The organism is Cupriavidus basilensis (genome assembly GCF_000876015.1).
In the GTDB taxonomy this organism is placed as follows: Bacteria; Pseudomonadota; Gammaproteobacteria; order Burkholderiales; family Burkholderiaceae; genus Cupriavidus; species Cupriavidus basilensis_B.
Genome location: NZ_BBQM01000030.1, coordinates 95,045 through 119,585, shown reverse-complemented (window position 1 = coordinate 119,585; position 24,541 = coordinate 95,045). Strand labels below are relative to the sequence as shown.

The following is a 24,541-nucleotide window of genomic DNA, read 5'->3' as shown; positions in this document are numbered from 1 at the left end:
CCTGCCGCGGGTGTCGGCAACCAGTCCCGAGGGCGCGGCGAGCACGTCCGGGATGACGGGCATCATCGAGCGGTAGCGATGGTCGCGCAGGTCGAAGATGGGGATGACGGTTTCGGTCATGGCCTGGGGTGGGGGCGAAGGCGGACAGGCGGGGCTGGTTGCGGGTGCTGTCCTCGGGCGCCGTATTGGGGCGCTATATCGTGGGGCGCCATCGGGGGCGCCATCATGCTGTCATTCTAGCCGAGCCTGCGCCCGCGCCGTTGCCGCCGGGCCGGACGGGCGCCAACGCAGCGTGCGGATATGAAAAAAGGGACGGCATCGCCGTCCCTTTCCTTGTTGCCTGGCGAAGCCGCTTATTCCTGCGGCGTCGTTTCCTTGGCGGCGGGCGCCGTCTCGACCAGCACCATCGGGCCTTCCGGCAGCGGCGGCAGCGGCTTGCGCTCGCGTACCACGCGCGGTGCCGGCGGGAGGCTGGCGGCGGCTTCCTGCGCCGCGCGCAGCTTGCTGCTGTCGGTGTTCACCCACTCCAGGCCGGCGGAGGCGAGCATCGGCTGCAGGTTTTCCAGGCTTGCCGGGGCCGCTGCCGGAGCAACGGCGGCGGCCACCGGGGCAGGCGCTGCCACGGGTGCTGCTACCGGCACTTCCACCGGGGCGGGCGCCTGGACAACGGCTTGCGCCACGGGAGCCGGCGCGGCGGGCTGCGGCGCGTAGGCGGCCGGGCTGGCGGCCACGGTTTCCTCCGTGGCGGTTTCAGCCGCCGGCGCGGGCGCCGCGGCTTCGACGGGCTCGGCCACGGGCGCGGCCACCGGGGCGGCCAGCACTTCGGCCGGCAGCACCGTCGGCGCCGCCGCAACTTCGGCGACCTCGGCGGGCTGATAGGCCGGGGCGCTCGGCACCGGCTCGGCGGCCACGGCGGCCACGGATTCGGCCACCACCGCTTCGACGGTCTCGACGACCTCGACGGTCTGGACCGCGGCGGCCGGGGCTACGGCTGCCACGGCTACCGCTTCGCGCGGCTCGGCTGCTTCCTCGCCCTCGGCACCTTCGGCGCCCTCGGCGCCCTCGGCGTTTTCCCCGGCCTGCACGCTGTCGTCGCGTTCGCGGCGATAGCGGTTGCGGCCACGGCGGTTGCGGCGGCGGCGTTCCTCGCCTTCGCTGCCTTCGCCGTTGGCGGCGCCTTCCGGCGCTTCCTGCAGGTCGGCGCGTGCGTTGTCGGCCTCGTCGCGCTGGATCGCCGGCGCGGTCACGGTAGCCACGGCGGCGCTGGCGGCTTCGGCTGCCAGGCCTTCGCCGTTTTCGTCCTCACGCGGTGCCTCGCCGCGCTCGCGCTGGCGTTCGCGCTGGCGCTCGCGGCGCTCCTGGTTGCGGTCGCGGCGGCCTTCGCCACGGCCTTCGGTGCGCTCGGCTGCGGCGCCTTCGGGCTGCGGGCGTGCCGGCTGGGCTTCCAGCGCGGCCTGGCGCGGGGCGCGGCCGTTGCGTTCGCCGCGCTCGCCGCGTTCCGTGCGTTCGCCACGTTCGGCACGCTCGCCGCGCGCTTCGACGCGCTCACCGCGCTCGGTGCGCTCGCCACGTTCCTGCGGCGCGCGCTCGCCGCGCTGGCCGCGGCTCTGGCGGTCGCCACGCTCGCCGCCGCGTTCACCGCGTTCACCGCGTTCGCCGCGTTCGGCACGCTGGCCGCGCTCGCCGCGGCTTTCACCGCGTTCGCCACGCTGGCCGCGTTCGCGGCGGCTGTCGCCGTTGCGCTGTTCCGACTCGGCCGGCTTGGCGGGTTCCGCCGCGGGGGCCGCCGGCTTGGCGCCGAACAGGCCCTTGAGCCAGCCCATGAAGCCGCCGCTGGCCACCGGCTGGGTGGCCGGCACCACCGGGCGGGCCACCGGCGGCTCGACGCGCGCGGGACGCTCGGGGCGCGGCACCGACACCGGCGCCGGCTGCTCGGGCGTGATGCCCTTGACGGCGGCTTCCTGGCGCGGCTTGGCGTCTTCCTTCTTGCGGCTGCTGTAGCTGGTGTCGGCTTCCAGTTCCTTGGCGGCGGCCTCGGCCATCTTGTAGCTGGCGGTGCTGTCTTCCAGGCGCGGGTCGTCGTGGCGCAGGCGCTCGAGCTTGTAGTGCGGGGTCTCGAGGTGCTTGTTCGGGATCAGAAGCACGTTGACCTTGAAGCGCATCTCGATCAGGTTGATGTCCTGGCGCTTCTCGTTGAGCAGGAACGCGGCCACTTCCACCGGCACCTGGCAGTGGATGGCGGCCGTGTTCTCCTTCATCCCTTCTTCCTGGATGATGCGCAGCACCTGCAGCGCGGAGGATTCGGTGTCGCGGATGTGGCCGGTGCCGTTGCAGCGCGGGCAGGTGATGTGCGAGCCTTCCGACAGCGACGGGCGCAGGCGCTGGCGCGACAGCTCCATCAGGCCGAAGCGGCTGATCTTGCCCATCTGCACGCGGGCGCGGTCATGGCGCAGGGCGTCCTTGAGGCGCGTTTCCACGTCCTTCTGGGCCTTGCTGGCTTCCATGTCGATGAAGTCGATCACGATCAGGCCGCCCAGGTCGCGCAGGCGCAGCTGGCGGGCGATCTCGTCGGCGGCTTCGAGGTTGGTGCGCAGCGCCGTTTCCTCGATGTCGGCGCCCTTGGTGGCGCGCGCCGAGTTGACGTCCACCGAGACCAGCGCCTCGGTGTGGTCGATCACGATGGCGCCGCCCGAGGGCAGCATGACCATGCGCGAGTAGGCCGATTCGATCTGGTGCTCGATCTGGAAGCGCGAGAAGAGGGGCACGTCGTCCCGGTACTTCTTCACGCGGTTCATGTTGTCGGGCATGACCACGCTCATGAAGGCGCGGGCCTGCTCGTAGATTTCGTCGGTGTCGATCAGGATCTCGCCGATGTCCGGCTGGAAATAATCGCGGATGGCGCGGATCACCAGGCTGGATTCGAGATAGATCAGCAGCGGGGCCTTGTTGTCGCCGGCGGCGCCGTCGATGGCCTTCCACAGCTGCAGCAGGTAGTTCAGGTCCCACTGCAGTTCCTCGGCCGAGCGGCCGATGCCGGCGGTGCGGGCGATGATGCTCATGCCGTCGGGGACGGTCAGCTGGCCCATCGTCTCGCGCAGTTCCTGGCGGTCCTCGCCCTCGATGCGGCGCGACACGCCGCCGCCGCGCGGATTGTTGGGCATCAGCACCAGGTAGCGGCCGGCCAGCGAGATGAACGTGGTCAGGGCCGCGCCCTTGTTGCCGCGCTCCTCCTTCTCGACCTGGACGATCAGTTCCTGGCCTTCGTGCAGCGCGTCCTGGATGCGCGCGTTGCGCACGTCCACGCCTTCCTTGAAGAAGGCGCGCGCGACTTCCTTGAACGGCAGGAAGCCGTGGCGCTCTTCGCCGTAGTTGACGAAGCAGGCCTCCAGCGACGGCTCGATGCGGGTGATGACGCCCTTGTAGATATTGCCCTTGCGCTGTTCGCGCCCGGCAGCCTCGATGTCGATGTCGATCAGTTTCTGACCATCGACGATGGCGACGCGCAATTCTTCCTGCTGCGTCGCGTTGAACAACATGCGTTTCATCGCATTACCTCACTCCAATGCCGCGGATTGCACCGGCATGCGGTGCCCGCAGCGTTCCGTGGAGCACGCGAGGGAGCGAGCGAGGGCGCGAGAATTGCCGAAAGCGCCGGCGCGCCGACAGGCGCGGCCCGGCTGGGCGCGGGTGAAAGAGAGGTAACGACGTCGAAGCGCCGTCCGCATGGTCGGAGAGAACGCCGGCGTGCTGCTCTGCGCAGCGTTTCCGGCGGGTTTCCGGCTGGCATGGGCGGCGGCGCGGGCGCAAAGGGCGCCGGTCGCACCGCGGCCGGCCGCGGAAGGCCTAGGACGCGTCAAAGAGCAAGTTTGTCGACACGGCAATGCTGCTTCGCTACCTGACATCTCCTGGCGGGCGCACCTACTACTTCTTGGAGTTCTGCGACCGGGCGCCGGTAATAAACCAGTCAGGCGGCGTCTGAAGCATGCCGGCGGCACCGTTTCCCGGTGCGGGCGGGACTTCTCTCACCAGAGCGGATGCCAACAGGGCATCCGCGATCAAATTCTGTTCTACCTGAACACTCTTCCCACGTGACCGCCGTCAGCGCCGAAGTCGCCTTCGGGCAACTTCCTGCGCGGGCGATACCGTGCGTGCTGCGTTTTTGCCGCCATTCACCAGCCGCGGGCTCGCGGGGTACGCAAAGAAGCGGGAGGCTGGCAGGGCTGGCGGCAACCCAAAGTGTAAAATACGACGAATCGCCTACACCTGACTTGCGCTGCCGGTCTTTGGCCGGGACAGCGAGGAAATTATATTGAAAATGAATGAGTTACGCCATCAAATTGAAAAAGAGGTGCGGGCCGCCGCGGCCGCACCCCAGGTGGCGTATATAACAATTGGCGAAGAGGCCGAGGGCCAGCGCATCGACAACTTCCTGCTGAAGCTGTCCAAGGGCGTGCCCAAGAGCCATGTCTACCGCATCCTGCGGTCCGGGGAAGTGCGCGTCAACAAGGGCCGGGTGGATGCCACCTATCGCCTCTGCATGGGCGACATCGTGCGCATTCCTCCGATGCGCGTGGCGGAAAAGGCATCCGATCATGCCCGTTTCGTGCCCGCGGCCAGCTTTCCGGTGGTATTCGAGGACGAGCACCTGCTGGTGATCGACAAGCCGGCCGGCGTGGCCGTGCATGGCGGCTCGGGGGTGGCGTTCGGGGTCATCGAGCAACTGCGCCGCGCGCGCCCGCAGGCGCGCTTTCTCGAACTGGTGCACCGGCTCGACCGCGAAACCTCCGGCCTGCTGATGCTGGCCAAGAAGCGCAGCGCGCTGGTCGGCCTGCACGAGCAGATCCGCGGCAACGCGCTCGACAAGCGCTATTTCGCCTGCGTGGCTGGCCATTTCGACAACGCCCGGCAGCACGTGAAGCTGCCGCTATATAAATACACCACGGCCGACGGCGAGCGCCGCGTGCGGGTCCAGGACGACGGCCTGCCGTCGCACACCATCTTCAACCGCCTGGAAGTGCTGCCGGGCTTCACGCTGCTGGAGGCGGAGCTGAAGACCGGCCGCACCCACCAGATCCGGGTCCACCTGGCGCATTCGGGCTTTCCCATCCTCGGCGACGAGAAGTACGGCGACTACGGCCTGAACAAGGCGCTGGCCCGCAGCGGCGCCAATCCGGGCCTCAAGCGCATGTTCCTGCACGCGCACAGCCTGACCTTCACGCACCCGGCAAGTGGCGAGAGCATCACCGTCACCGCCCCCATGCCGCCGGAATGCGAAGCCTTCCTGCAGCAAGCCCGCAACCAGCGCGCCCACGACTGAGGCGCCGACAAGGAAATCAATGGCCAGGCAACGTTTCGACCTGATCGTGTTCGACTGGGATGGCACCCTGATGGATTCCACCCCGACCATCGCCAAATGCATACAATTGGCCAGCCGCGACCTTGGCCTGCCGGTGCCCGACGACAGCGCCGCCAGCCACGTGATCGGGCTGGGGCTCAAGGATGCGCTGTCCTACGCCGTGCCGACGCTGGATCCGGCCGACTATCCCAAGCTGGCCGAGCGCTACCGCTTCCACTTCCTGACCCGCGACGCGGAGCTGGTGCTGTTCGACGGCGTGCGCGAGATGCTCGAGGCATTGCATGCGCAGCACTACTTCCTCGGCGTGGCCACCGGCAAGACGCGGGTGGGCCTGCAGCGCGCGCTGCAGGCCACCGGCCTCGGGCCGCTGTTCGACGGTACCCGCTGCGCCGACGAAACCTTCTCCAAGCCGCATCCGGCCATGCTGCAGGAACTCACGCGCGAGCTCGGGCAGGAGATGGAGCGCACCGTGATGATCGGCGACACCACGCACGATCTGCAGATGGCGGCCAATGCCGGGGCCGCCGGCATCGGCGTGGGCTACGGCGCGCATCCGGCGGATGCGCTGCGCGCGATGGCGCCGGTGCACTGCGCGGCCTCGATCGCCGACCTCAAGGACTGGTTGCTGACGCATGCCTGAGACACCATTGGCGATAGCGGCGGGCGCGCGCCGGCTGTGCGCGGCGCAGGACCTGGCCGATGGCGGCGCCGGCGTGCGCTTCGTGGTCGGGATCGGCGGTCGCCAGGTGGGCGCCTTCGCGGTGCGCTTCGACGGCGCCGTGCACGGCTACCTGAACCAGTGCGCGCACGTGCCGATGGAGCTCGACTGGCAGGAAGGCCAGTTTTTCGAGTCCTCGGGCCTATACTTGATGTGCGCCACACATGGCGCGATTTATGCACCGGACAGCGGGCTGTGCGTGGGCGGTCCTTGCCGCGGCGCGTCGCTGTCCCGGCTGCGCGTGGAAGAGCATGACGGCAGCGTCTACTGGGTGCCGGAAAGCCCCTACGAGGCACCCGCCGAGGCACCTGCCACGCCGTCTGCCTAGCCCGACCCTCACCGACAACCAAGAGCGAACCAAGAGCCAACTGCATGACTGAACAGCAAAAACCGCCGCAGGACGAAACCGGCAAGCCGCAGGAGCCGGCCGGGTCCGCCGGCGAACGGCTGGAAACCGCCGCGCACGCCGATTTCCCGCTGGAGCAGGACCTGCGCGCCGGCGACGACGCGGCCCGGCGCGAAGCCGGCGAGCGCCGCGCGCGCCTGGCGGGCGGCGGCAGCGGCCCGGTGCCGACCGGCGCCGGCTGGGAGCGCGACGTGCTGGAGAAGGTGCTGATGGCCACCCTGCGCGAGCAGCGCGCCGCGCGCCGCTGGCGCATCTTCTTCCGCTTCGTGGGCGTGGCGCTGTTCGCGCTGGTCTTCTTCGCCATCTTCGACTTCAAGGGCGACGGCAGCATCACCGCCACGTCCGGCCGCCACACGGCGATGGTGTCGCTGGACGGCGAGATCGCCGCCGGCACGCCGGCCAGCGCCGAATCAATCAACGCCGCGCTGCAGGCGGCGTTCGCCGACACCAATGCCGCCGGCATCATCCTCAAGATCAACTCGCCGGGCGGCTCGCCGGTGCAGGCCGGCATGATCAACGACGAGATCCACCGCCTGCGCACGCTCTACCCGAACAAGCCGTTCTACGTGGTGGTGGAGGAGATCTGCGCCTCGGGCGGCTATTACGTGGCCGCGGCGGCGGACAAGATCTACGTGGACAAGGCGAGCATCGTCGGCTCCATCGGCGTGCTGATGGACGGCTTCGGCTTCACCGGCCTGATGGACAAGCTCGGCGTGGAGCGCCGGCTCTACACCTCCGGCGCCAACAAGGGCATGCTCGACCCGTTCTCGCCGCAGGTGCCGCGGCAGAAGCAGTACGCCGAGACCATGCTCAAGCAGATCCACCAGCAGTTCATCGACGTGGTCAAGGAAGGCCGCGGCGACCGCCTCAAGGACGACCCGGACCTGTTCTCCGGCCTGTTCTGGTCCGGCGAGCGCAGCATCGAGCTGGGCCTGGCCGACGGCCTGGGCAACGCGGACTACGTGGCGCGCGACCTGTTCAAGGCCGAGGACATCGTCGACTACACGGTCAAGGAAAACATCGCCGAGCGCGTGGCCAAGCGCTTCGGCGCGGCGATGGGCACCGCGGCGATGAAGACCATGCTGTTCGGCACGCGCCTGCAGGCGATTCACTGAGTTGGCGAAGGCGCAAGGAACGGAAACGGGGCGGCGACGCCCCGTTTTTTCGTTTGCGGGCTGCCCGGGTGCCGGTCAGCCGGCCAGCAGCGAGAAGATGGCCGGGCGCTTGTGCAGCGCCAGCCGTTCGGGGCGCCATTCGGCGATCGGCAGCGTGACGATGGTCTCGCCCGGCAGCGTCAGGTCCACCGCGATCGACAGCATGGTGGTGCCCGCGCAGTGCTGGCGCAGCGCTTCGAGCAACTGGCCGTTGCGGTAGGGCGTCTCGATCCAGACCTGGGTCTGGTGCGCCTTGCGCGAGAGCTGTTCCAGCTCGCGCAGGCGCTGGGCGCGCTCGCCCGCGTCGACCGGCAGGTAGCCGTTGAAGGCAAAGCTCTGGCCGTTCAGGCCCGAGCCCATCACCGCCAGCAGGATCGAGCTGGGCCCCACCAGCGGGCGCACGCGCACGCCCCTGGCATGCGCCAGGCGCACCAGGTTGGCGCCGGGGTCGGCCACCGCCGGCACGCCGGCCTCGGACAGCAGGCCGCCGTCGCGGCCCGCGCGGATCGGGGCGAGCAGGGCGGCGAGCGCGTCGTCGCGCGTGTTGACGTTGAGCTCGCGGATCTCGATCTGCTGGACCGGCCTGGCCAGCGGGCAGGTCTCGCCGAGCTTTTTCAGGAAGGCCCGCGCGGTCTTGGCGTTTTCCGCCACGAGGTAGTCGAGCCGGGCCGCGATCTGCTGCACGCCGGCGGGGATCACGTCCGGCAGCGGGTCGCTCTCGTCGCGCTTGCCCAGCGTGTTGGGGATCAGGTAGAGGATGCCGCTCATGCTTGGTTTCCGTCGTTGTCTTGGTTGGCGCGCTCAGTGCTGGAAGAGCGGGTAGCCGGCGTGGCGCAGCATGGTGGTCAGTGCGATCAGCGGCAGGCCCACCAGCGCGGTGGGGTCGTCGGATTCCATGTGCGACAGCAGCGCGATGCCGAGCCCCTCCGACTTGGCGCTGCCGGCCACGTCATACGGGCGCTCGAGGCGCAGGTAGGCTTCCAGTTCGTCGTCGGGCAGCTCGCGGAAGGTGGCGCGTGTCTGCACGTCGGCCAGCTGCGCTTCGCCGGTGCGGCCGTCGAGCAGGCACAGCGCGGAATGGAAGGTGACGGTGCGCCCGCGCATCAGCCGCAGTTGCGCCAGCGCCTTCTCGTGCGAGCCGGGCTTGCCGATCTGCGCGCCGTCGAGCGTGGCGACCTGGTCGGAGCCGATCACCAGCGCGTCCGGATGGCGCCCGGCGATCTCCTGCGCCTTGGCGCGCGACAGCCGCAGCGCGGTGGCCTCGGGGCTTTCGCCGGCGAGCGGGGTCTCGTCGATGTCCGGCACCGCCACCGCGAAGGGAATGCGCAGGCGCTCCAGCAGCGCGCGGCGGTAGGGCGAGCTGGAGCCGAGGATCAGGGCGGGGCGGGAAGGTTGCGACATAAGTAATTGAGTGGAAAGGGAAAGCGGCGTATTGCCGTCTTCCAAATTTTTGACCGCGGACGAAAAATCGACGTATAATCGTGTGTTTAGCCGAGCAAGTCCGGCGCATCGCTGTGCGTATCCGTGTATACCGCCTGCGGTTTGCGGCTCCGGGGCCATGTTCCGCGCCGCCAATGCGCCCCGGTGCGCCGGAAGCGGCCGGCGGCGCCGGCGAGGCACGACGAACGGCACGACAAGACATGACCCAGCCGACCCAGCCGATTGACCCGCGCGCGCTCGATCTCTTCGCGTTCTGCCGCGCTGGCGGCGAGGCCGCCAGCGAAGTCGCGGCACGCGATTTGCCGCGCATCATAGCCGAGACCGCGGCGCAAGCGCCAGCATCGGCGGCGGATGAAGTGTTCGCCTATGCGCTTTCCGGCTTTGTCGAGGAAGAAGAGGGCGAACCCGGCGCGCCGGCCACGCAGCGCCTGTTCGTCGACCTGACCGTGAACGGCCGCGTGTGGCTCGATTGCCAGCGCTGCCTGCGGGTGTTTGCGCAGGACATCGCCACCGACATGTGTTTCGAAGTGGTGGCCAGCGAGGAAGAGGCCGATGCGGCATCGATGGACGACGACGAAGTCGACGTGATCGTCGGCGCCCGGCGCTTCGACCTGCTGACGCTGATTGAAGATGAAGTGCTGCTGGCCCTGCCGGTGGCGCCCAAGCACGACGTCTGCCCCGAGGTGCACGAAAGCCTCGTCACCGGGGCGGACGGTCTGGCGGAACCCGAACCCGAGGAACCGCCGGAAGAAGAAAAACGGCCTTCGCCCTTTGCGGCGCTGGCCGGCCTGAAGACGAAGCACTGACGCCGGTCCGCCGGTATTCAGGCAGCGTCCGCAAGGCACCAGGATCAGCATCCGGCCGGGCCCGGCTACGCCTCGTGCGGGATGCGTGTGTTACCATTGAAAAATTCTCGAAGGAGTCATCATGGCAGTTCAACAGAACAAGAAGTCGCCGTCCAAGCGCGGCATGCACCGTTCGCACGATCATCTGTCGGCCGCGCCGCTGGCGGTGGAACCGACCACGGGCGAAACCCACCTGCGTCACCACGTGAGCCCGAACGGCTACTATCGTGGCCGCAAGGTCATCAAGACCAAGAACGACTGACAGATCGTTCGGCGTGACTTTGCGTCTCGTACGCGCACGTTGGTAGGTCGAAAACAAAAAAGCGGCAAAATCGTTGCCGCTTTTTTGTTGCGCGCTCGCAGCGCACCGCAGTGCAGGCTTCCGGCCTTCAAGTCATGCCGATAGGCGCTTGTGCACCAGGAAACAATGACGATCAAACTAGCTATCGACTGCATGGGTGGCGATCACGGCGTTGACGTGACGATCCCGGCAGCGATCAGTTTTCTCTCCAGCCACAGCGACGCCGAGGTGGTGCTGGTGGGCCTGCGCGACAGCATCGAGGCGCAGCTCGCCAAGCTGCAAGCGCTCGATCATCCGCGCGTGCGCGTCGTGGCCGCGACCGAAGTCATTACGATGGACGACCCGGTCGAGGTGGCGCTGCGCAGGAAGAAGGATTCCTCGATGCGCGTGGCCGTGACCCAGGTCAAGGAGGGTCTGGCCGACGCCTGCATCTCGGCGGGTAACACCGGCGCGCTGATGGCGGTGTCGCGCTACGTGCTCAAGACGCTCGAAGGCATCGAGCGCCCGGCGATCGCCACTTCCATTCCCAACGAGCAGGGCTGGGGCACCACGGTGCTCGACCTCGGCGCCAACGCCGACTGCGGGCCCGAGCACCTGCTGCAGTTCGCGCGCATGGCCGAGGCGATGGTCGCGGTGGTGGACCACAAGGAACGCCCCAGCGTCGGCCTGCTCAACATCGGCGAGGAAGTGATCAAGGGCAACGACGTGGTCAAGCGCGCCGGCGAGCTGCTGCGCGCTTCCGAGCTCAATTTCTACGGCAACGTGGAAGGCAACGACATCTTCAAGGGCACCACCGACATCGTGGTGTGCGACGGTTTCGTCGGCAACGTCGCGCTCAAGAGCAGCGAAGGCCTGGCCAAGATGATCGGCAACATGATCAAGGAAGAATTCACGCGCTCGTGGTTCACCCGGCTGCTGGCGGGCCTGGCCATGCCGGTGCTCAAGCGCCTGTCCCGGCGGCTCGACCCCGCGCGCTACAACGGCGCATCGCTGCTGGGCCTGCGCGGGCTGGTGATCAAGAGCCACGGCTCGGCCGACGCGCACGCTTTTGAGTGGGCCATCAAACGCGGGTATGATGCGGCCAGTAATGGTGTGATCGCTCGCACCATTCAGGCTTTCGCCAACAAGTCAGGTAACAGCACTCCGGCTTCCGGCCCGCAGTCAGGTGCCCAGGATCCTAGTCCAAGCCCGTACGCCGCCTGAGGTTCTGATGCAGATGCCGCGGGCGACGACCCGTGGCCACACGATCGATCCGACACTACATGACAAGCTACGCAAAAATCATCGGGACCGGGAGCTATCTGCCTCCGCGGCGTGTCACCAATCAAGAACTCGCGGCGCAACTGGCTGAGAAGGGCATCGAGACCAGCGACGAATGGATCTTCTCGCGCAGCGGCATCTCGGCGCGCCACTGGGCCGAGCCGGACGTCACCAGCAGCGACCTGGCCGTCAAGGCCGCCGAGCGCGCGCTGGAAGCCGCCGGCATCGACCGCCAGAGCATCGACCTGATCATCGTGGCGACGTCCACGCCGGATTTCGTGTTCCCGAGCGCCGCCTGCCTGGTGCAGCAGAAGCTCGGCATCACCAACGGCTGCGCCGCGTTCGACATGCAGGCCGTGTGCTCGGGGTTCGTCTACGCGCTGTCCACGGCCGAGAAATTCATCCGCAGCGGCTCGCACCGCAACGCGCTGGTGATCGGCGCGGAAGTGTTCTCGCGCATCCTCGACTTCAATGACCGCACCACCTGCGTGCTGTTCGGCGACGGCGCCGGCGCGGTGGTCCTGTCGGCGTCCGAGGAACCCGGCATCCTGTCCGCGGCGATGCATGCCGACGGCAGCCACGTCGACATCCTGTGCGTGCCGGGCAACGTGTCGGGCGGCAGCATCACCGGCAATGCGTTCCTGCACATGGACGGCCAGGCGGTGTTCAAGCTCGCGGTCACGGTGCTCGACAAGGTTGCCCGCGAGGCGCTCGCCGGCGCGCAGTTCCCGGCCGAGAAGATCGACTGGCTGGTGCCGCACCAGGCCAACATCCGCATCATGCAGAGCACCGGCAGGAAGCTCGGCCTGCCGCCCGAGCGCATGGTGGCGACCGTGCACGAGCACGGCAACACCTCGGCCGCCTCGATCCCGCTGGCGCTGGACGTGGCGGTGCGCGACGGCCGCATCCGCCCGGGCCATCACGTGCTGATGGAAGGCGTGGGCGGCGGCTTCACCTGGGGCGCGGTGCTGGCGCGCATGTGACATCCGGCGGCGCCGCTGCGCCGCCACGCCGCTGCGTTTTTCGCGGTGTTCCTCTTTAAGATTCGATTGCGATGAAATTTTCCTTTGTATTCCCCGGCCAGGGCTCGCAGGCGGTCGGCATGCTCAATGCGTTCGCCGACAACGCCGTCGTGCGCGCCACGCTGGAAGAAGCCTCGGCCGCGCTCGGGCAGGACCTGGGCCGTCTGATCGCCGAAGGCCCGGCCGAGGAACTGAACCTCACTACCAATACCCAGCCGGTCATGCTGACCGCGGCCGTGGCGATCTACCGCGCGTGGATCGACGCGGGCGGCGCGGCGCCGGCGCTGGTGGCCGGCCACAGCCTCGGCGAGTATTCCGCGCTGGTGGCCGCCGGCGTGATCCCGTTCGCCGAGGCGGTGCCGCTGGTGCGCTTCCGCGCGCAGGCGATGCAGGAAGCCGTGCCGGTGGGCGAGGGCGGCATGGCCGCCATTCTCGGCCTGTCCGACGACGACGTGCGCGCCGCCTGCGCCGAGGCTTCGGCCGCGGGCGTCGGCGTGGTGGAAGCGGTGAATTTCAACGCGCCGTCGCAGGTGGTGATCGCCGGCAACAAGGCGGCCGTGGAGAAGGCCTGCGAACTGGCCAAGGCGCGCGGCGCCAAGCGCGCGCTGCCGCTGCCGGTGTCGGCGCCGTTCCACTCGTCGCTGCTCAAGCCGGCGTCGGACCGCCTGCGCGAGCGCATGGCCGGCATGGCCTTCGGCGCGCCCGCCATTCCCCTGGTCAACAACGTGGACGTGGCCATCGTCAGCGACCCGCAGGCGATCAAGGACGCGCTGGTGCGCCAGGCCGCGGCGCCGGTGCGCTGGGTCGAGTGCGTGCAGAAGATGGCCGCCGAGGGCGTCACCCACGTGATCGAGTGCGGCCCCGGCAAGGTGCTGGCGGGCATGACCAAGCGCATCGACGGCAACCTGACCGGCGGCGCGATCTTCGATCCGGCCTCGCTGCAGGACACGCTGGCGCTGCTCAAGTAAGGCAAGAAAGGACCAACGCTATGACGAAAACTCTGGAAAACCAGGTCGCGCTGGTAACGGGCGCCTCGCGCGGCATCGGCCGCGCCATCGCGCTCGAGCTGGCTGCCCAGGGCGCCACCGTGATCGGCACCGCCACCAGCGAGGCGGGTGCGGCCGCCATCGGCGAATACCTGGCCGCGGCCGGCGGCACGGGCCGCGGCGCGGTGCTCAACGTCAACGACGCCGCGGCGTCCGAGGCGTTGATCGACGGACTGGTCAAGGCGCACGGCGGCCTCGGCATCCTCGTCAACAACGCGGGCATCACGCAGGACCAGCTCGCCATGCGCATGAAGGACGAGGACTGGAGCGCGGTGATCGAGACCAACCTGACCGCGGTGTTCCGCCTGTCGCGCGCGGTGCTGCGCCCGATGATGAAGGCGCGCGGCGGCCGTATCATCAATATCACCTCGGTGGTCGGCTCGACCGGCAACCCGGGCCAGATGAACTACGCCGCCGCCAAGGCCGGCGTGGAAGGCATGAGCCGCGCGCTGGCGCGCGAGATCGGCAGCCGCAACGTGACCGTGAACTGCGTGGCGCCGGGCTTCATCGACACCGACATGACCAAGGTCCTGTCGGATGAGCAGCACGCGGCACTGAAGACCCAGATCCCGCTGGGCCGCCTCGGCCAGCCGGAAGACATCGCGCATGCGGTGGCTTTCCTGGCTGGCCCCCAGGCAGCCTACATTACCGGTACGACGCTCCATGTGAATGGTGGCATGTACATGAATTGATCACGTTTCACGGCGGACGGTTTCGAGGGAGAAGCCGGTAGATGCCGTGTGAAGTGGTTGTTTTTTGAACTGAACGGGCGCGGTTCTTGCAATGGAAGGCGGGTGGGATTTTTATGGTCCAAACCTGCTAAAATGCGCCCACTTTTTGTCGAACTTCCCTGGAGGGTTACATGGACAATATCGAACAACGCGTCAAGAAAATCGTGGCAGAGCAACTCGGCGTGGCCGAGGCTGACATCAAGAACGAATCCTCGTTCGTGAACGATCTCGGTGCGGATTCGCTGGACACGGTTGAGCTCGTGATGGCGTTGGAAGATGAATTCGGCATGGAAATTCCCGATGAGGAAGCCGAAAAGATCACGACCGTGCAACAGGCCATCGATTACGCCACCGCACACGTCAAGGCCTGAGCCTGTCGTATCTGGATTCCGAGCCACAGAAAACAGGCGGACTGGCCGCAGGGTCGTCCGCGCTGTTTTCTGTGGCTTTCGTCTGTTCGAAGAAGCACAATCGGATATGCCGCGCCGTGACCGGCGTGGCCTGGCGCAAGGCTGTCATGGCCGGCGCCGGTCGTCGTTCCGGTTCTGCTTCACGTACCCGTAGGAAATCATAGTGAGCCGTCGTCGCGTCGTCGTCACTGGGCTTGGCCTTGTGTCTCCGGTCGGAAACACGGTTGCCGAGGGCTGGGCCAATCTGGTTGCCGGTCAGTCTGGCATCGCCACCATCACCAAATTCGATCATTCCGCGCTAGCCGTGCACTTCGCCGGCGAAGTGAAGGGTTTCAAGGCCGAGGACTACATCCCCGCCAAGGAAGCCCGCCACATGGATACGTTCATCCACTATGGCATCGCAGCGGGGACGCAGGCGCTGAAGGACAGCGGCTACGTGGTGTCCGAAGCCAATGCCGACCGCGTCGGCGTGCTGGTCGGCTCGGGCATCGGCGGCCTGCCGATGATCGAGGATACCCACGCCGAGCTGACCAACCGCGGTCCGCGCCGGATCTCGCCGTTCTTCGTGCCGGGTTCGATCATCAACATGATCTCGGGCCACCTGTCCATCTATCACGGACTCAAGGGCCCGAACCTGGCCGTGGTGACGGCCTGCACCACCGGCCTGCACAGCATCGGCCTGGCGGCCCGCCTGATCCAGGCCGGCGATGCCGATGCCATGCTCGCGGGCGGCGCCGAATCGACCGTGTCGCCGCTGGGCATCGGCGGTTTCGCCGCCGCGCGCGCGCTGTCGACCCGCAACGACGATCCCGCCGCCGCCTCCCGTCCGTGGGACAAGGACCGCGACGGTTTCGTGCTGGGCGAAGGCGCCGGCGTGATGATGATCGAGGAGTACGAGTCGGCCAAGGCGCGCGGCGCCAGGATCTACGCGGAACTGATCGGCTTCGGCATGAGCGGGGACGCCTACCACATGACCGCGCCCAACATGGACGGCCCGCGCCGCTGCATGGTCAACGCGCTCAAGGACGCCCGCATCAACGCGGACGAGGTGGGCTACCTGAACGCGCACGGCACGTCGACCCCGCTGGGCGACAAGAACGAAAGCGAAGCCATCAAGCTGGCCTTCGGCGACCACGCCTACAAGATGGCCGTGAATTCGACCAAGTCGATGACCGGCCACCTGCTGGGCGGCGCCGGCGGCCTCGAATCCGTCTTCACCGTGCTGGCGCTGCACCACCAGGTCTCGCCGCCGACCATCAACATCTTCAGCCAGGATCCCGAATGCGACCTGGACTACGTGGCCAACACGGCACGCGACCTGAAGATCGACGTCGCGGTGAAGAACAACTTCGGTTTCGGCGGCACCAACGGCACGCTTGTCTTCCGCCGCGTCTGAACCCGGCAGCCGCCGGGTGACGCTCCTCCGGACTTCGCTCGGGACCCATCGCCTGCGGTGGGTCTTGGCGCTGTTCCTGGCTGGCGAACTGGCGGCGCTTGCGCTGCTCGCGCGCGAGGCCGCGTGGAGCCTGGCGCGTTCTCCCGAAGGCTGGGGCCTGGCGCAGTGGCTGCCGGCGCTGGCCGCGGCGGCAGCCGGCGGCTGGCTCCTGAGCCACTGGCCCGCGCTCTGGCGGGCCGCCGGCTGCACCTATGCCGGACTGGCGCCGGGGCACGGCGGTGCCGCGGGACGGCCCGCCATCCTGGTCCGCCTGCATACCGGCGCCGATGCGGTGGCGCGGGTCGCCGGCAGTTGGGACCTGGGCGGCCTGGCGCTCGTGCTGGCGCTGGAGCCGGCCAGCGGCACGCCGCCACGGACATTGATCATCGGCCCGGGAGCCGCGGCTTCCGATTCCCTGCGGGCACTGAGGCGCGCACTCGGCGCGGCGCGGCGCGAACAGGCGCCGGCGCGCGAGGCAGCATGAGCGGCGCCGCGCTGCAACCATTCGTCACAAAATGCGTTGCAACGCACTGACCGTGCGCCGGCTACGTAGGTAAAATACAACGTTTGTCGTGAAGACGATACCAAGAGATACACTGCAGGTGAACCATTCGTGAGCGAACGCGAAGCCGATCAGCTCCTCGTTGAACGCGTCCAGAAGGGCGATAAGCGGGCCTTTGAACTGCTGGTGGCCAAATACCACCGCAAGATCATCAGGCTCATTTCGCGCTTGGTGCGGGATTCGGCGGAAGTGGAGGATGTGGCACAGGACGCCTTCATCAAGGCGTATCGTGCCTTGCCGCAATTCCGCGGCGAGTCGGCGTTCTACACCTGGTTGTACCGGATTGCGGTGAACACGGCAAAGAACTACCTGGCAACCCAGGGGCGCAGGCCGGAAGCCACCAGCGACATCGATGCCGAAGAGGCTGAAACTTTTGCGGATGGCGAGCAACTAAGAGATATCAATACGCCGGAGTCGATGCTCCATACCCGACAGGTGGCCGAAACGGTCAACCGGGCGATGGAAGCCCTGCCGGAAGAACTGCGCACGGCAATCACGCTTCGCGAAATCGAGGGCCTCAGCTATGAGGAGATTTCCGAGGCGATGGGGTGTCCGATCGGAACGGTCCGATCACGCATCTTCCGGGCGCGCGAGGCGATCGCCGAGAAATTGCGTCCGCTGCTGGGAACGGCAGAGGGCAAGCGGTGGTAAGCGGTAAATCGGCGGCAAGTCAGTGGTAAACGGTAAGTAGCAAGACGGCGGTAAGTGGTAAGAAAATGTCGTGCGGCCAGCGTTGCAGCCTATTCCTGCATCGATAAACGACAAAAGCAGTCAGACGGGATTGTCGGTGTTCAATGGTTTTTCTAGGGGTGGGAAATGGGTCAGGCTCATAAGCAGTCGGTTCATGTAGTGGAAGCAGCGGAGCAGATCTCCGCGCTGATGGATGGCGAGCTGGCGCCGCACGAAGTCAACGCCGTACTGGATCTCGCCAAGGGCGAGGACGGCATGGCAAGCTGGACCACGTTCCAGCTGATCGGCGATGCCCTGCGTTCGGAAGAACTGACGCATGCCGGCTCGACCGACGATTTCCTCTCCCGTTTTTCCGCGCGTCTCGACAGCGAACCGCACGTGCTGGTGCCCGCCGTGGCCCAGCAGGCGGCGGCGCATCGCATGCTGTTCAAGCCTTCGTGGGTGCGCCGGGTGATGCCGGGCACGGCCATCGCCGCCGCCGTGGCGGCCGTGAGCTGGGTCGTGGTGCCGCAGATGCGCGGCACCGGCGACGTGGGCGCGCCCGATGCCGTGGTGGCGCGTGCCGAGCAGCCCGCCGTGCCCAAGGCCGGTGGCATCGTGACCGTTTCCGCCGACAGCGCGCAGATGATCCGCGATCCGCGCCTTGACGAATACCTGCGTGCCCACCGGGTGTCGGTGGCCACCGACGCGGTCGTCCCGACCATGCGCACCGTTGTCAACAGTGCAAACTTTTCTCAGGACAATTCGCAGGAATAATGCCGGACATGCATAAAGGATGGTCGCCCGCCAACGTAGCGGGCGCACGCAGAATAAGGGCCCTTCGCAGGTCCTTTTTTCTGGCCTTGTGTCTGACTGCGGCTGCGGCAGGCGCGCAGCCGGCGGACAATACCCTGGCCCGGCGGGATGCGACGGCCTGGCTCAACAAGATCCACCGCGCGGCCCAGCGCGAGAATTATGTCGGCACGCTGATCTATCAGCGTGGCAGCGTGATGCATGCCTCGCGCATCCAGCACTACAGCGACCTGGTCAACAACGAATACGAACGGCTGGAAACGCTGGACGGCAAGCCGCGCGAAGTGCTGCGCCAGAACGACGTCGTGCACAGCCTGATCCCCGAGGCCAAGCTGGTGGTGGTGGAAAAGCAGGAAGCGAAGGACCGCTTCCCGGCCCTGCTGGCGACCAACAAAAGCGATGTCCTCGACATCTACGAGATGCGCAAGCTGCCCGGCGAGCGCGTCGCCGGGGTCGAATGCGAAGTGTTCTCGCTCGATCCGCACGATGCCGCGCGTTATGCCGTGCGGCTGTGGGCCGAGAAGAACTCCGGGCTGCTGATGCGCGCCCAGACCGTGGGCGAGGGCGGCAAGGTGCTCGAGCAGGTCGCGTTCTCGCAGGTCGAGATCGGCGTGCCCTCGGAAAAGCAGCGCATTCTCACCGCCATCAAGAACGCCAGTTCCTGGAATCACTACGAAGTCACCAACCAGCCGGCCAACATCGCCGACGAGGGCTGGAGCATCGGGATTCCGGTCAAGGGCTTCATGAAGATCCGCGAGGTCCGCCGCCCGCTCGGCGAACTGCGCTCGCCGCAGGCCAACCCGCGCGGGCAGGTCTTCGAGGTGCTCCAGATCGTCTACAGCGACGGGCTGACCGGGCTGTCGGTGTTCATCGAGCCGGTTTCCGAGCAGCGCGTGCGCCGCGAAGGCGTCGCCTCGCTGGGCGCCACCCAGGTGGTGGTGCGGCGCGTCGCCGATTTCTGGATCACCGTGGTGGGCGAAGTGCCGCCCGCCACCGTCCGCCAGTTCGCCTCGGCGGTAGAATACAAGCCACCGCCGAAGGCGCACTGAGCCGGCCCGCGCTCCGGGCCGCCGGTGGCGCCGCGGCTCCCCGCCGCGGGCGCGCCGCGCTACGGCCCCTCCGAAGCCCCGTTTCCTTCCTTTTTGCCGATTTCCGGGAGTCGATGATGTCACCAAGATCTCCAGCCTTGGCTCGGACCGTGCTCATGGCTGCCATTCTCGCGTTTGCGCCGCTGGTCGCAGAAGTGAGCCATGCGCAGGCCGCCGCGCAGTCCTACGGGCTGCCCGATTTCACCGATCTGGTCGACAAGACCGGGCCGGCCGTCGTCAATATCCGCACCACCGAGCGGGTGCGCGCGCGCGGCAACGGCAGCCCCGACGACGATGAAATGGCCGAGTTCTTCCGCCGCTTCTTCGGCGTGCCGATGCCCGGCGCGCCGGGCACGCCCACGCCGCCGGGCGCGCCGCGCCGCGGCCAGCCGCCGCAGGGCGAGGAGCAGAGCCGCGGGGTCGGGTCCGGTTTCGTCATCAGCCAGGACGGCTATGTGATGACCAACGCGCACGTGGTGGCCGACGCGGATACCATCTACGTCACGCTGCCCGACAAGCGCGAATTCAAGGCCAGGCTGATCGGCTCGGACAAGCGCACCGACGTGGCGCTGCTCAAGGTCGACGCCACCGGCCTGCCCAAGCTCACGCTCGGCGACTCCGACAAGGTGCGCGCGGGCGAGTGGGTGCTGGCGATCGGCTCGCCGTTCGGCCTCGACAACAGCGTGACCGCCGGCATCGTCTCCGCCAAGGGGCGCGACACCGGCGATTACCTGCCGTTCATCCAGACCGACGTGGCCGTCAACCCCGGCAACTCGGGCGGCCCGCTGATCAACCTGCGCGGCGAAGTGATCGGCATCAATTCGCAGATCTACAGCCGCAGCGGCGGCTACATGGGCATTTCCTTCGCGATTCCCATCGACGAGGCGATGCGCGTGACCGAGCAGCTCAAGGCGAACGGCAAGGTCACGCGCGGACGCATCGCCGTGGCCATCGGCGACGTGACCAAGGAAGTCGCCGACTCGCTCGGCCTGGGCCGCGCGCGCGGCGCGCTGGTGGGCAGCGTGGAGCCGGGCGGGCCCGCCGAGAAGGCCGGCATCGAGGCCGGCGACATCATCCTGAAGTTCAACGGCCGCGACATCGAGAAGGCTTCGGACCTGCCGCGCATGGTCGGCGACATCAAGCCGGGCACGCGCGTGCCGCTGCAGTTGTGGCGCAAGGGCGCGACGCGCGACGTCAACATCACCGTGGCCGAGCTAGACGCCGACACCAAGGTCAAGGCGCGCAACGGCAATGCGCCGCGCGACGACGGCGCCGCGCAGGCGGCCAAGCCCAACGCGCTGGGGCTGATCGTCAACGAGATCCCGGACGCCAAGCTCAAGGAGCTGAAGATCAAGTCCGGGGTGGAGGTCGAGCAGGCCGACGGCCCGGCCCAGCGCGCCGGCATCCGCCCGGGCGACATCATCCTGCGTCTGGGCGACAGCGACGTGACCAGCCCGCGCCAGTTCAACGAACTGGTCAAAGGCCTGGACAAGGGCAAGATCGCCGCGGTGTTCGTCAGGCGCGGCGACGCCACCCAGGTGCTGACGCTGCGGCCGGGCACGGTTTCCTCGCGCTAGCCCGTCCCCATGACCGCGCTCACGCTGTATGGCAGGACCTACTGCCATCTGTGCGAGGACATGAAGATCGCGCTGGAGCCGCTCCGGCGCGATTTTTCCTTTGTCCTGCACGAGGTGGACGTCGATGCCGACGCCGCCACCGAGGCCCGCTTCGGCGAGCTGGTGCCGGTGCTGATGACCGGCACGCCCGCGGGTGCCGGCGGCGAGCTGTGCCACTATTTCCTCGACGTCCCGCGGGTGCGGGCGTGGCTGGCGGCGCAAGCCATCTCGCCATACGGAAGTCCTTGAAAGTACGGTAAAATCGCGCTTTGGCGCAAAATCCGCGCCACCAACCTTGCGGCCCGGAACGGCGCGTGCCCGGCAGGGTGCCGGTTCCAGGCCGTTCATAGCCGCTGCGCCGTCCGGCGTGCCCTGGCGGGCACCTCCAGGCGAGAAAAGGCGCACCCCTGAACATCCGATGGACCATATCCGCAACTTCTCGATCATCGCCCACATCGACCACGGCAAATCGACCCTGGCCGACCGCATCATCCAACTGTGCGGAGGCTTGTCCGATCGCGAGATGGAGGCGCAGGTGCTCGACTCGATGGACATCGAGAAGGAGCGCGGCATCACCATCAAGGCCCAGACCGCGGCGCTGAACTACAAGGCGCGCGACGGCCAGATCTACAACCTGAACCTGATCGACACCCCGGGGCACGTCGACTTCAGCTACGAAGTGAGCCGCTCGCTGTCCGCCTGCGAAGGCGCGCTGCTGGTGGTGGACGCCTCGCAGGGCGTGGAAGCGCAGACCGTCGCCAACTGCTACACCGCGATCGAGCTCGGCGTGGAAGTGGTGCCGGTGCTCAACAAGATCGACCTGCCGCAGGCCGACCCGGAAAACGCCATCCGCGAGATCGAGGAAGTGATCGGCATCGACGCGCAGGACGCCACGCCGTGCTCGGCCAAGACCGGCGTCGGCGTGCAGGACGTGATCGAGGCCATGATCGCGCGCGTGCCCGCGCCCAAGGGCGACGCGGCCGCGCCGCTGCAGGCGCTGATCATCGACTCGTGGTTCGACAACTACGTCGGCGTGGTGATGCTGGTGCGCGTGGTCAACGGCACGCTGCGCCCCAAGGACAAGGTGCTGCTGATGGCCACCGGCTCGCAGCACCTGGTCGAGCAGGTCGGCGTGTTCTCGCCCAAGTCGCTGCAGCGCGAGGCGCTGACGGCCGGGCAGGTGGGCTTCGTCATCGCCGGCATCAAGGAACTGAAGGCCGCCAAGGTGGGCGACACCATCACCAACATGGCGCGCAAGGCCGCCGCGCCGCTGCCGGGCTTCAAGGAAGTCAAGCCGCAGGTGTTCGCCGGCCTGTACCCGGTCGAGGCCAACCAGTACGAAGCGCTGCGCGAATCGCTCGAGAAGCTCAAGCTCAACGACGCCTCGCTGCAGTACGAGCCCGAAGTGTCGCAGGCGCTCGGCTTCGGCTTCCGCTGCGGCTTCCTCGGCCTGCTGCACATGGAGATCGTGCAGGAGCGCCTGGAGCGCGAATTCGACATGGACCTGATCACCACCGCGCCGACGGTGGTGTACCAGGTCAAGATGCGCGACGGCACCATGCTGACCGTGGAGAACCCGGCCAAGATGCCGGACCCGAGCCGCATCGAGGACATCCTCGAGCCGATCGTCACGGTCAACCTGTACATGCCGCAGGACTACGTCGGCTCGGTGATCACGCTGTGCACGCAGAAGCGCGGCACGCAGATCAACATGAGCTACCACGGCAAGCAGGTGCAGCTCACGTACGAGATCCCGATGGCGGAAATCGTCATGGACTTCTTTGACCGGCTCAAGTCGGTGTCGCGCGGCTACGCCTCGATGGACTACGAGTTCAAGGAGTACCGCGCCGCCGACGTGGTCAAGGTCGACATCCTGATCAACGGCGACAAGGTCGACGCGCTGTCGGTGATCGTGCACCGGAGCAACTCGCAGTACCGCGGCCGCGAGGTGGTGTCCAAGATGCGCGAGATCATCCCGCGCCAGATGTACGACGTGGCCATCCAGGCCACCATCGGCGCGAACATCATCGCGCGCGAGAACGTCAAGGCGCTGCGCAAGAACGTGCTGGCCAAGTGCTACGGCGGCGACATCTCGCGCAAGAAGAAGCTGCTCGAGAAGCAGAAGGCGGGCAAGAAGCGCATGAAGCAGGTGGGCACGGTGGAAATTCCGCAGGAAGCCTTCCTGGCGATCCTGCAGGTGAGCGACAAGTAAGGCGGGCAGGGTAGCAAGGCAACAAGGCAACCGGGCCGGGCTTGCGCCTGGCCGCGGGCGAAGCGGACTCTAACAAAACATCACCACGATCTAGCCGTCATGAATTTTGCACTGATCCTTTTTGTGCTGGTGGTCATCACGGGCATTGCCTGGGTGGCCGACAAGCTGGTGTTCGAAAAGCAGCGGCGCTTGTCCGCGCAGGCCGCGCTCGCCGAGTTCGATGCGCGCAGGGCCGACCTCCAGGGCCGCTACGGCACCGGCGAGATCGACACCTCGCGCAGCCGCCTGGCCGAGGAAAAGCTGCGCCAGCCCTGGTGGCTGGAATACTCGGCGAGCTTCTTCCCGGTGATCCTGGCGGTGTTCGTGCTGCGCTCGTTCGTGGTCGAGCCGTTCAAGATCCCGTCCGGCTCGATGATCCCGACGCTGCTGATCGGCGATTTCATCCTGGTCAACAAGTTCGACTACGGCATCCGCCTGCCGGTGGTGAACCAGAAGATCATCCCGGTGGGCGAGCCGCAGCGCGGCGACGTGATGGTGTTCCGCTACCCGAAGGACCAGTCGCTCGACTACATCAAGCGCGTGATCGGCGTGCCGGGCGACGTGGTGAGCTACCAGGACAAGCGCCTGACCATCAACGGCAAGCCGGCGCAATACGCGCCGCTGCCCGACTACCTCGACGAAGAGCGCCTGTCGTACTCCAAGCATTTCGACGAGACGCTGCCGGCCGGCCCGGTCCACGGCATCCTCAACGACGCCGACCGGCCGGCCTTCATCGCCGGCGCCGACCCGGATTTTCCGTTCCACGAGAACTGCACTTACAATCAGCAAGGGCTGATCTGCAAGGTGCCGCCAGGTCACTATTTCGTGATGGGCGACAACCGCGACAACAGCCTGGATTCACGTTACTGGGGTTTCGTCCCCGATCAGAACATCGTCGGCAAGGCGTTCCTGATCTGGATGAACCTCGGCAATATCGGACGCGTGGGATCGTTCAAGTAGCATCCCCGCGGCGCGAATAACCACTCCGGTCAAGCGAGGGAAAGCGCATTATGGGTCAATCGGAACGAATTGGCGGTGCCGTCGGGGGACGGCGGCAGCGCCTGGCGAGGCACAGCGGGCAGCGCGGATTTTCGCTGGGCAGCCTGCTGGTGGTCATCCTGGTGGTGGTGGGCGTGGTCATTCCCGCGATCCGGGCGATACCGAGCCTGCTGGAATATTTTTCGGTCAAGCGCGCGGTCAGCTACGCCAAGCAGCAGGCGGGCAACCGGCGCGAAGTGGCCGACTATTTCAACAAGCAGGCGCAGATCGACCGCATCACGGCCGTGCGCAGCGACGATCTGGATATCCACGAGGATGACAACGGCACCATCCGCTCGGTGGGATTCTCCTACCGCAACGAGGTGCCGCTATACGGCCCGCTGAGCCTTTTGATTACCTACTCGGGAACGCAGTACTGA

General features: G+C 67.3%; 25 protein-coding genes. 21 read left to right on the top strand and 4 right to left on the bottom strand.

Annotation, left to right across the window (positions count from 1 at the left end):
* Positions 1 to 353 precede the first annotated feature (353 nt).
* Complete coding sequence (locus tag KF708C_RS31175; protein WP_059415497.1) at positions 354 to 3,545, bottom strand: Rne/Rng family ribonuclease; 3,192 nt, start codon at positions 3,543 to 3,545, stop codon at positions 354 to 356.
* A 770-nt stretch (positions 3,546 to 4,315) separates the two neighbouring features.
* Between KF708C_RS31175 and KF708C_RS31170 the strand changes: the two genes are divergently transcribed.
* Genes KF708C_RS31170 through KF708C_RS31155 form a run of 4 tightly spaced genes read left to right on the top strand, consistent with a single transcriptional unit; the run spans position 4,316 to position 7,595 of the window.
* Positions 4,316 to 5,317 carry an RluA family pseudouridine synthase gene (locus KF708C_RS31170; RefSeq protein WP_059415495.1) on the top strand — a complete coding sequence of 334 codons (1,002 nt, stop codon included), beginning with the start codon at positions 4,316 to 4,318 and terminating at the stop codon, positions 5,315 to 5,317.
* Between the two features lie 19 nt (positions 5,318 to 5,336).
* On the top strand, positions 5,337 to 5,996 hold the full coding sequence (locus KF708C_RS31165) for an HAD-IA family hydrolase (protein ID WP_020205097.1): 660 nt from the start codon (positions 5,337 to 5,339) through the stop codon (positions 5,994 to 5,996).
* Positions 5,989 to 6,402: a Rieske (2Fe-2S) protein gene (locus KF708C_RS31160; RefSeq protein WP_029044049.1), complete on the top strand. Its 414-nt coding sequence runs from the start codon at positions 5,989 to 5,991 to the stop codon at positions 6,400 to 6,402. The genes KF708C_RS31165 and KF708C_RS31160 overlap by 8 nt, the downstream gene beginning before the upstream one ends.
* A gap of 44 nt (positions 6,403 to 6,446) precedes the next feature.
* Positions 6,447 to 7,595: a S49 family peptidase gene (locus KF708C_RS31155; RefSeq protein ID WP_059415492.1), complete on the top strand. Its 1,149-nt coding sequence runs from the start codon at positions 6,447 to 6,449 to the stop codon at positions 7,593 to 7,595.
* Between the two features lie 75 nt (positions 7,596 to 7,670).
* Here the strand turns inward: KF708C_RS31155 and KF708C_RS31150 are convergent, their stop codons facing one another.
* Together KF708C_RS31150 and KF708C_RS31145 are read right to left on the bottom strand one after the other, a co-directional pair.
* A complete protein-coding gene (locus KF708C_RS31150; protein WP_020205100.1) occupies positions 7,671 to 8,402 on the bottom strand; it encodes an SAM-dependent methyltransferase in 732 nt (243 codons plus the stop codon).
* Between the two features lie 33 nt (positions 8,403 to 8,435).
* Entirely contained in the window at positions 8,436 to 9,035 is a 600-nt protein-coding gene (locus KF708C_RS31145; RefSeq protein ID WP_059415490.1) for a Maf-like protein, read from the bottom strand.
* Positions 9,036 to 9,274: 239 nt separating this feature from the next.
* Here KF708C_RS31145 and KF708C_RS31140 point away from each other — a divergent pair, with 239 nt between their 5' ends.
* The 7 genes from KF708C_RS31140 to acpP all read left to right on the top strand — a co-directional run bounded on the left by KF708C_RS31140 (position 9,275) and on the right by acpP (position 14,650).
* The gene (locus tag KF708C_RS31140) at positions 9,275 to 9,880 is read left to right on the top strand and encodes a YceD family protein (RefSeq protein ID WP_059415488.1); all 606 of its coding nucleotides are present in this window, start codon (positions 9,275 to 9,277) and stop codon (positions 9,878 to 9,880) included.
* Between the two features lie 121 nt (positions 9,881 to 10,001).
* Positions 10,002 to 10,181, top strand: coding sequence for a 50S ribosomal protein L32 (gene rpmF, locus KF708C_RS31135; RefSeq protein WP_010814675.1), 180 nt, complete (start codon positions 10,002 to 10,004; stop codon positions 10,179 to 10,181).
* Positions 10,182 to 10,346: 165 nt separating this feature from the next.
* Positions 10,347 to 11,423 (top strand): phosphate acyltransferase PlsX, encoded by a 1,077-nt coding sequence (gene plsX, locus KF708C_RS31130; protein ID WP_029044050.1) that lies wholly within the window; start codon positions 10,347 to 10,349, stop codon positions 11,421 to 11,423.
* Positions 11,424 to 11,482: 59 nt separating this feature from the next.
* A complete protein-coding gene (locus tag KF708C_RS31125; protein ID WP_020205104.1) occupies positions 11,483 to 12,463 on the top strand; it encodes a beta-ketoacyl-ACP synthase III in 981 nt (326 codons plus the stop codon).
* Positions 12,464 to 12,534: 71 nt separating this feature from the next.
* On the top strand, positions 12,535 to 13,470 hold the full coding sequence (gene fabD, locus KF708C_RS31120; protein ID WP_020423891.1) for an ACP S-malonyltransferase: 936 nt from the start codon (positions 12,535 to 12,537) through the stop codon (positions 13,468 to 13,470).
* Positions 13,471 to 13,490: 20 nt separating this feature from the next.
* Complete coding sequence (gene fabG, locus KF708C_RS31115) at positions 13,491 to 14,240, top strand: 3-oxoacyl-ACP reductase FabG (RefSeq protein WP_020205106.1); 750 nt, start codon at positions 13,491 to 13,493, stop codon at positions 14,238 to 14,240.
* Positions 14,241 to 14,410: 170 nt separating this feature from the next.
* Positions 14,411 to 14,650, top strand: coding sequence for an acyl carrier protein (gene acpP, locus KF708C_RS31110; protein WP_008644813.1), 240 nt, complete (start codon positions 14,411 to 14,413; stop codon positions 14,648 to 14,650).
* Here acpP and KF708C_RS36825 read toward each other — a convergent pair.
* Complete coding sequence (locus KF708C_RS36825; protein WP_231586647.1) at positions 14,640 to 14,981, bottom strand: hypothetical protein; 342 nt, start codon at positions 14,979 to 14,981, stop codon at positions 14,640 to 14,642. The two genes, acpP and KF708C_RS36825, sit on opposite strands and share 11 nt — an antisense overlap.
* Between KF708C_RS36825 and fabF the strand changes: the two genes are divergently transcribed.
* The 10 genes from fabF to KF708C_RS31060 all read left to right on the top strand — a co-directional run bounded on the left by fabF (position 14,892) and on the right by KF708C_RS31060 (position 24,541).
* Positions 14,892 to 16,085: a beta-ketoacyl-ACP synthase II gene (gene fabF, locus KF708C_RS31105; RefSeq protein WP_231401673.1), complete on the top strand. Its 1,194-nt coding sequence runs from the start codon at positions 14,892 to 14,894 to the stop codon at positions 16,083 to 16,085. The two genes, KF708C_RS36825 and fabF, sit on opposite strands and share 90 nt — an antisense overlap.
* A gap of 64 nt (positions 16,086 to 16,149) precedes the next feature.
* Positions 16,150 to 16,608 (top strand): hypothetical protein, encoded by a 459-nt coding sequence (locus KF708C_RS31100; protein WP_059415485.1) that lies wholly within the window; start codon positions 16,150 to 16,152, stop codon positions 16,606 to 16,608.
* 129 nt (positions 16,609 to 16,737) lie between these two features.
* The gene (gene rpoE / locus KF708C_RS31095; protein ID WP_020205109.1) at positions 16,738 to 17,337 is read left to right on the top strand and encodes an RNA polymerase sigma factor RpoE; all 600 of its coding nucleotides are present in this window, start codon (positions 16,738 to 16,740) and stop codon (positions 17,335 to 17,337) included.
* A gap of 165 nt (positions 17,338 to 17,502) precedes the next feature.
* Positions 17,503 to 18,132, top strand: coding sequence for a sigma-E factor negative regulatory protein (locus KF708C_RS31090; protein ID WP_043367076.1), 630 nt, complete (start codon positions 17,503 to 17,505; stop codon positions 18,130 to 18,132).
* An 8-nt stretch (positions 18,133 to 18,140) separates the two neighbouring features.
* On the top strand, positions 18,141 to 19,217 hold the full coding sequence (locus KF708C_RS31085) for a MucB/RseB C-terminal domain-containing protein (protein WP_029044052.1): 1,077 nt from the start codon (positions 18,141 to 18,143) through the stop codon (positions 19,215 to 19,217).
* A 155-nt stretch (positions 19,218 to 19,372) separates the two neighbouring features.
* Positions 19,373 to 20,833 (top strand): DegQ family serine endoprotease, encoded by a 1,461-nt coding sequence (locus KF708C_RS31080; RefSeq protein WP_370552885.1) that lies wholly within the window; start codon positions 19,373 to 19,375, stop codon positions 20,831 to 20,833.
* A 9-nt stretch (positions 20,834 to 20,842) separates the two neighbouring features.
* On the top strand, positions 20,843 to 21,121 hold the full coding sequence (locus KF708C_RS31075) for a glutaredoxin family protein (RefSeq protein ID WP_059415483.1): 279 nt from the start codon (positions 20,843 to 20,845) through the stop codon (positions 21,119 to 21,121).
* A 169-nt stretch (positions 21,122 to 21,290) separates the two neighbouring features.
* Entirely contained in the window at positions 21,291 to 23,084 is a 1,794-nt protein-coding gene (gene lepA, locus KF708C_RS31070) for a translation elongation factor 4 (RefSeq protein ID WP_020205114.1), read from the top strand.
* Positions 23,085 to 23,183: 99 nt separating this feature from the next.
* On the top strand, positions 23,184 to 24,083 hold the full coding sequence (gene lepB / locus KF708C_RS31065) for a signal peptidase I (RefSeq protein ID WP_059415482.1): 900 nt from the start codon (positions 23,184 to 23,186) through the stop codon (positions 24,081 to 24,083).
* 50 nt (positions 24,084 to 24,133) lie between these two features.
* Positions 24,134 to 24,541: a DUF4845 domain-containing protein gene (locus KF708C_RS31060; RefSeq protein ID WP_059415480.1), complete on the top strand. Its 408-nt coding sequence runs from the start codon at positions 24,134 to 24,136 to the stop codon at positions 24,539 to 24,541.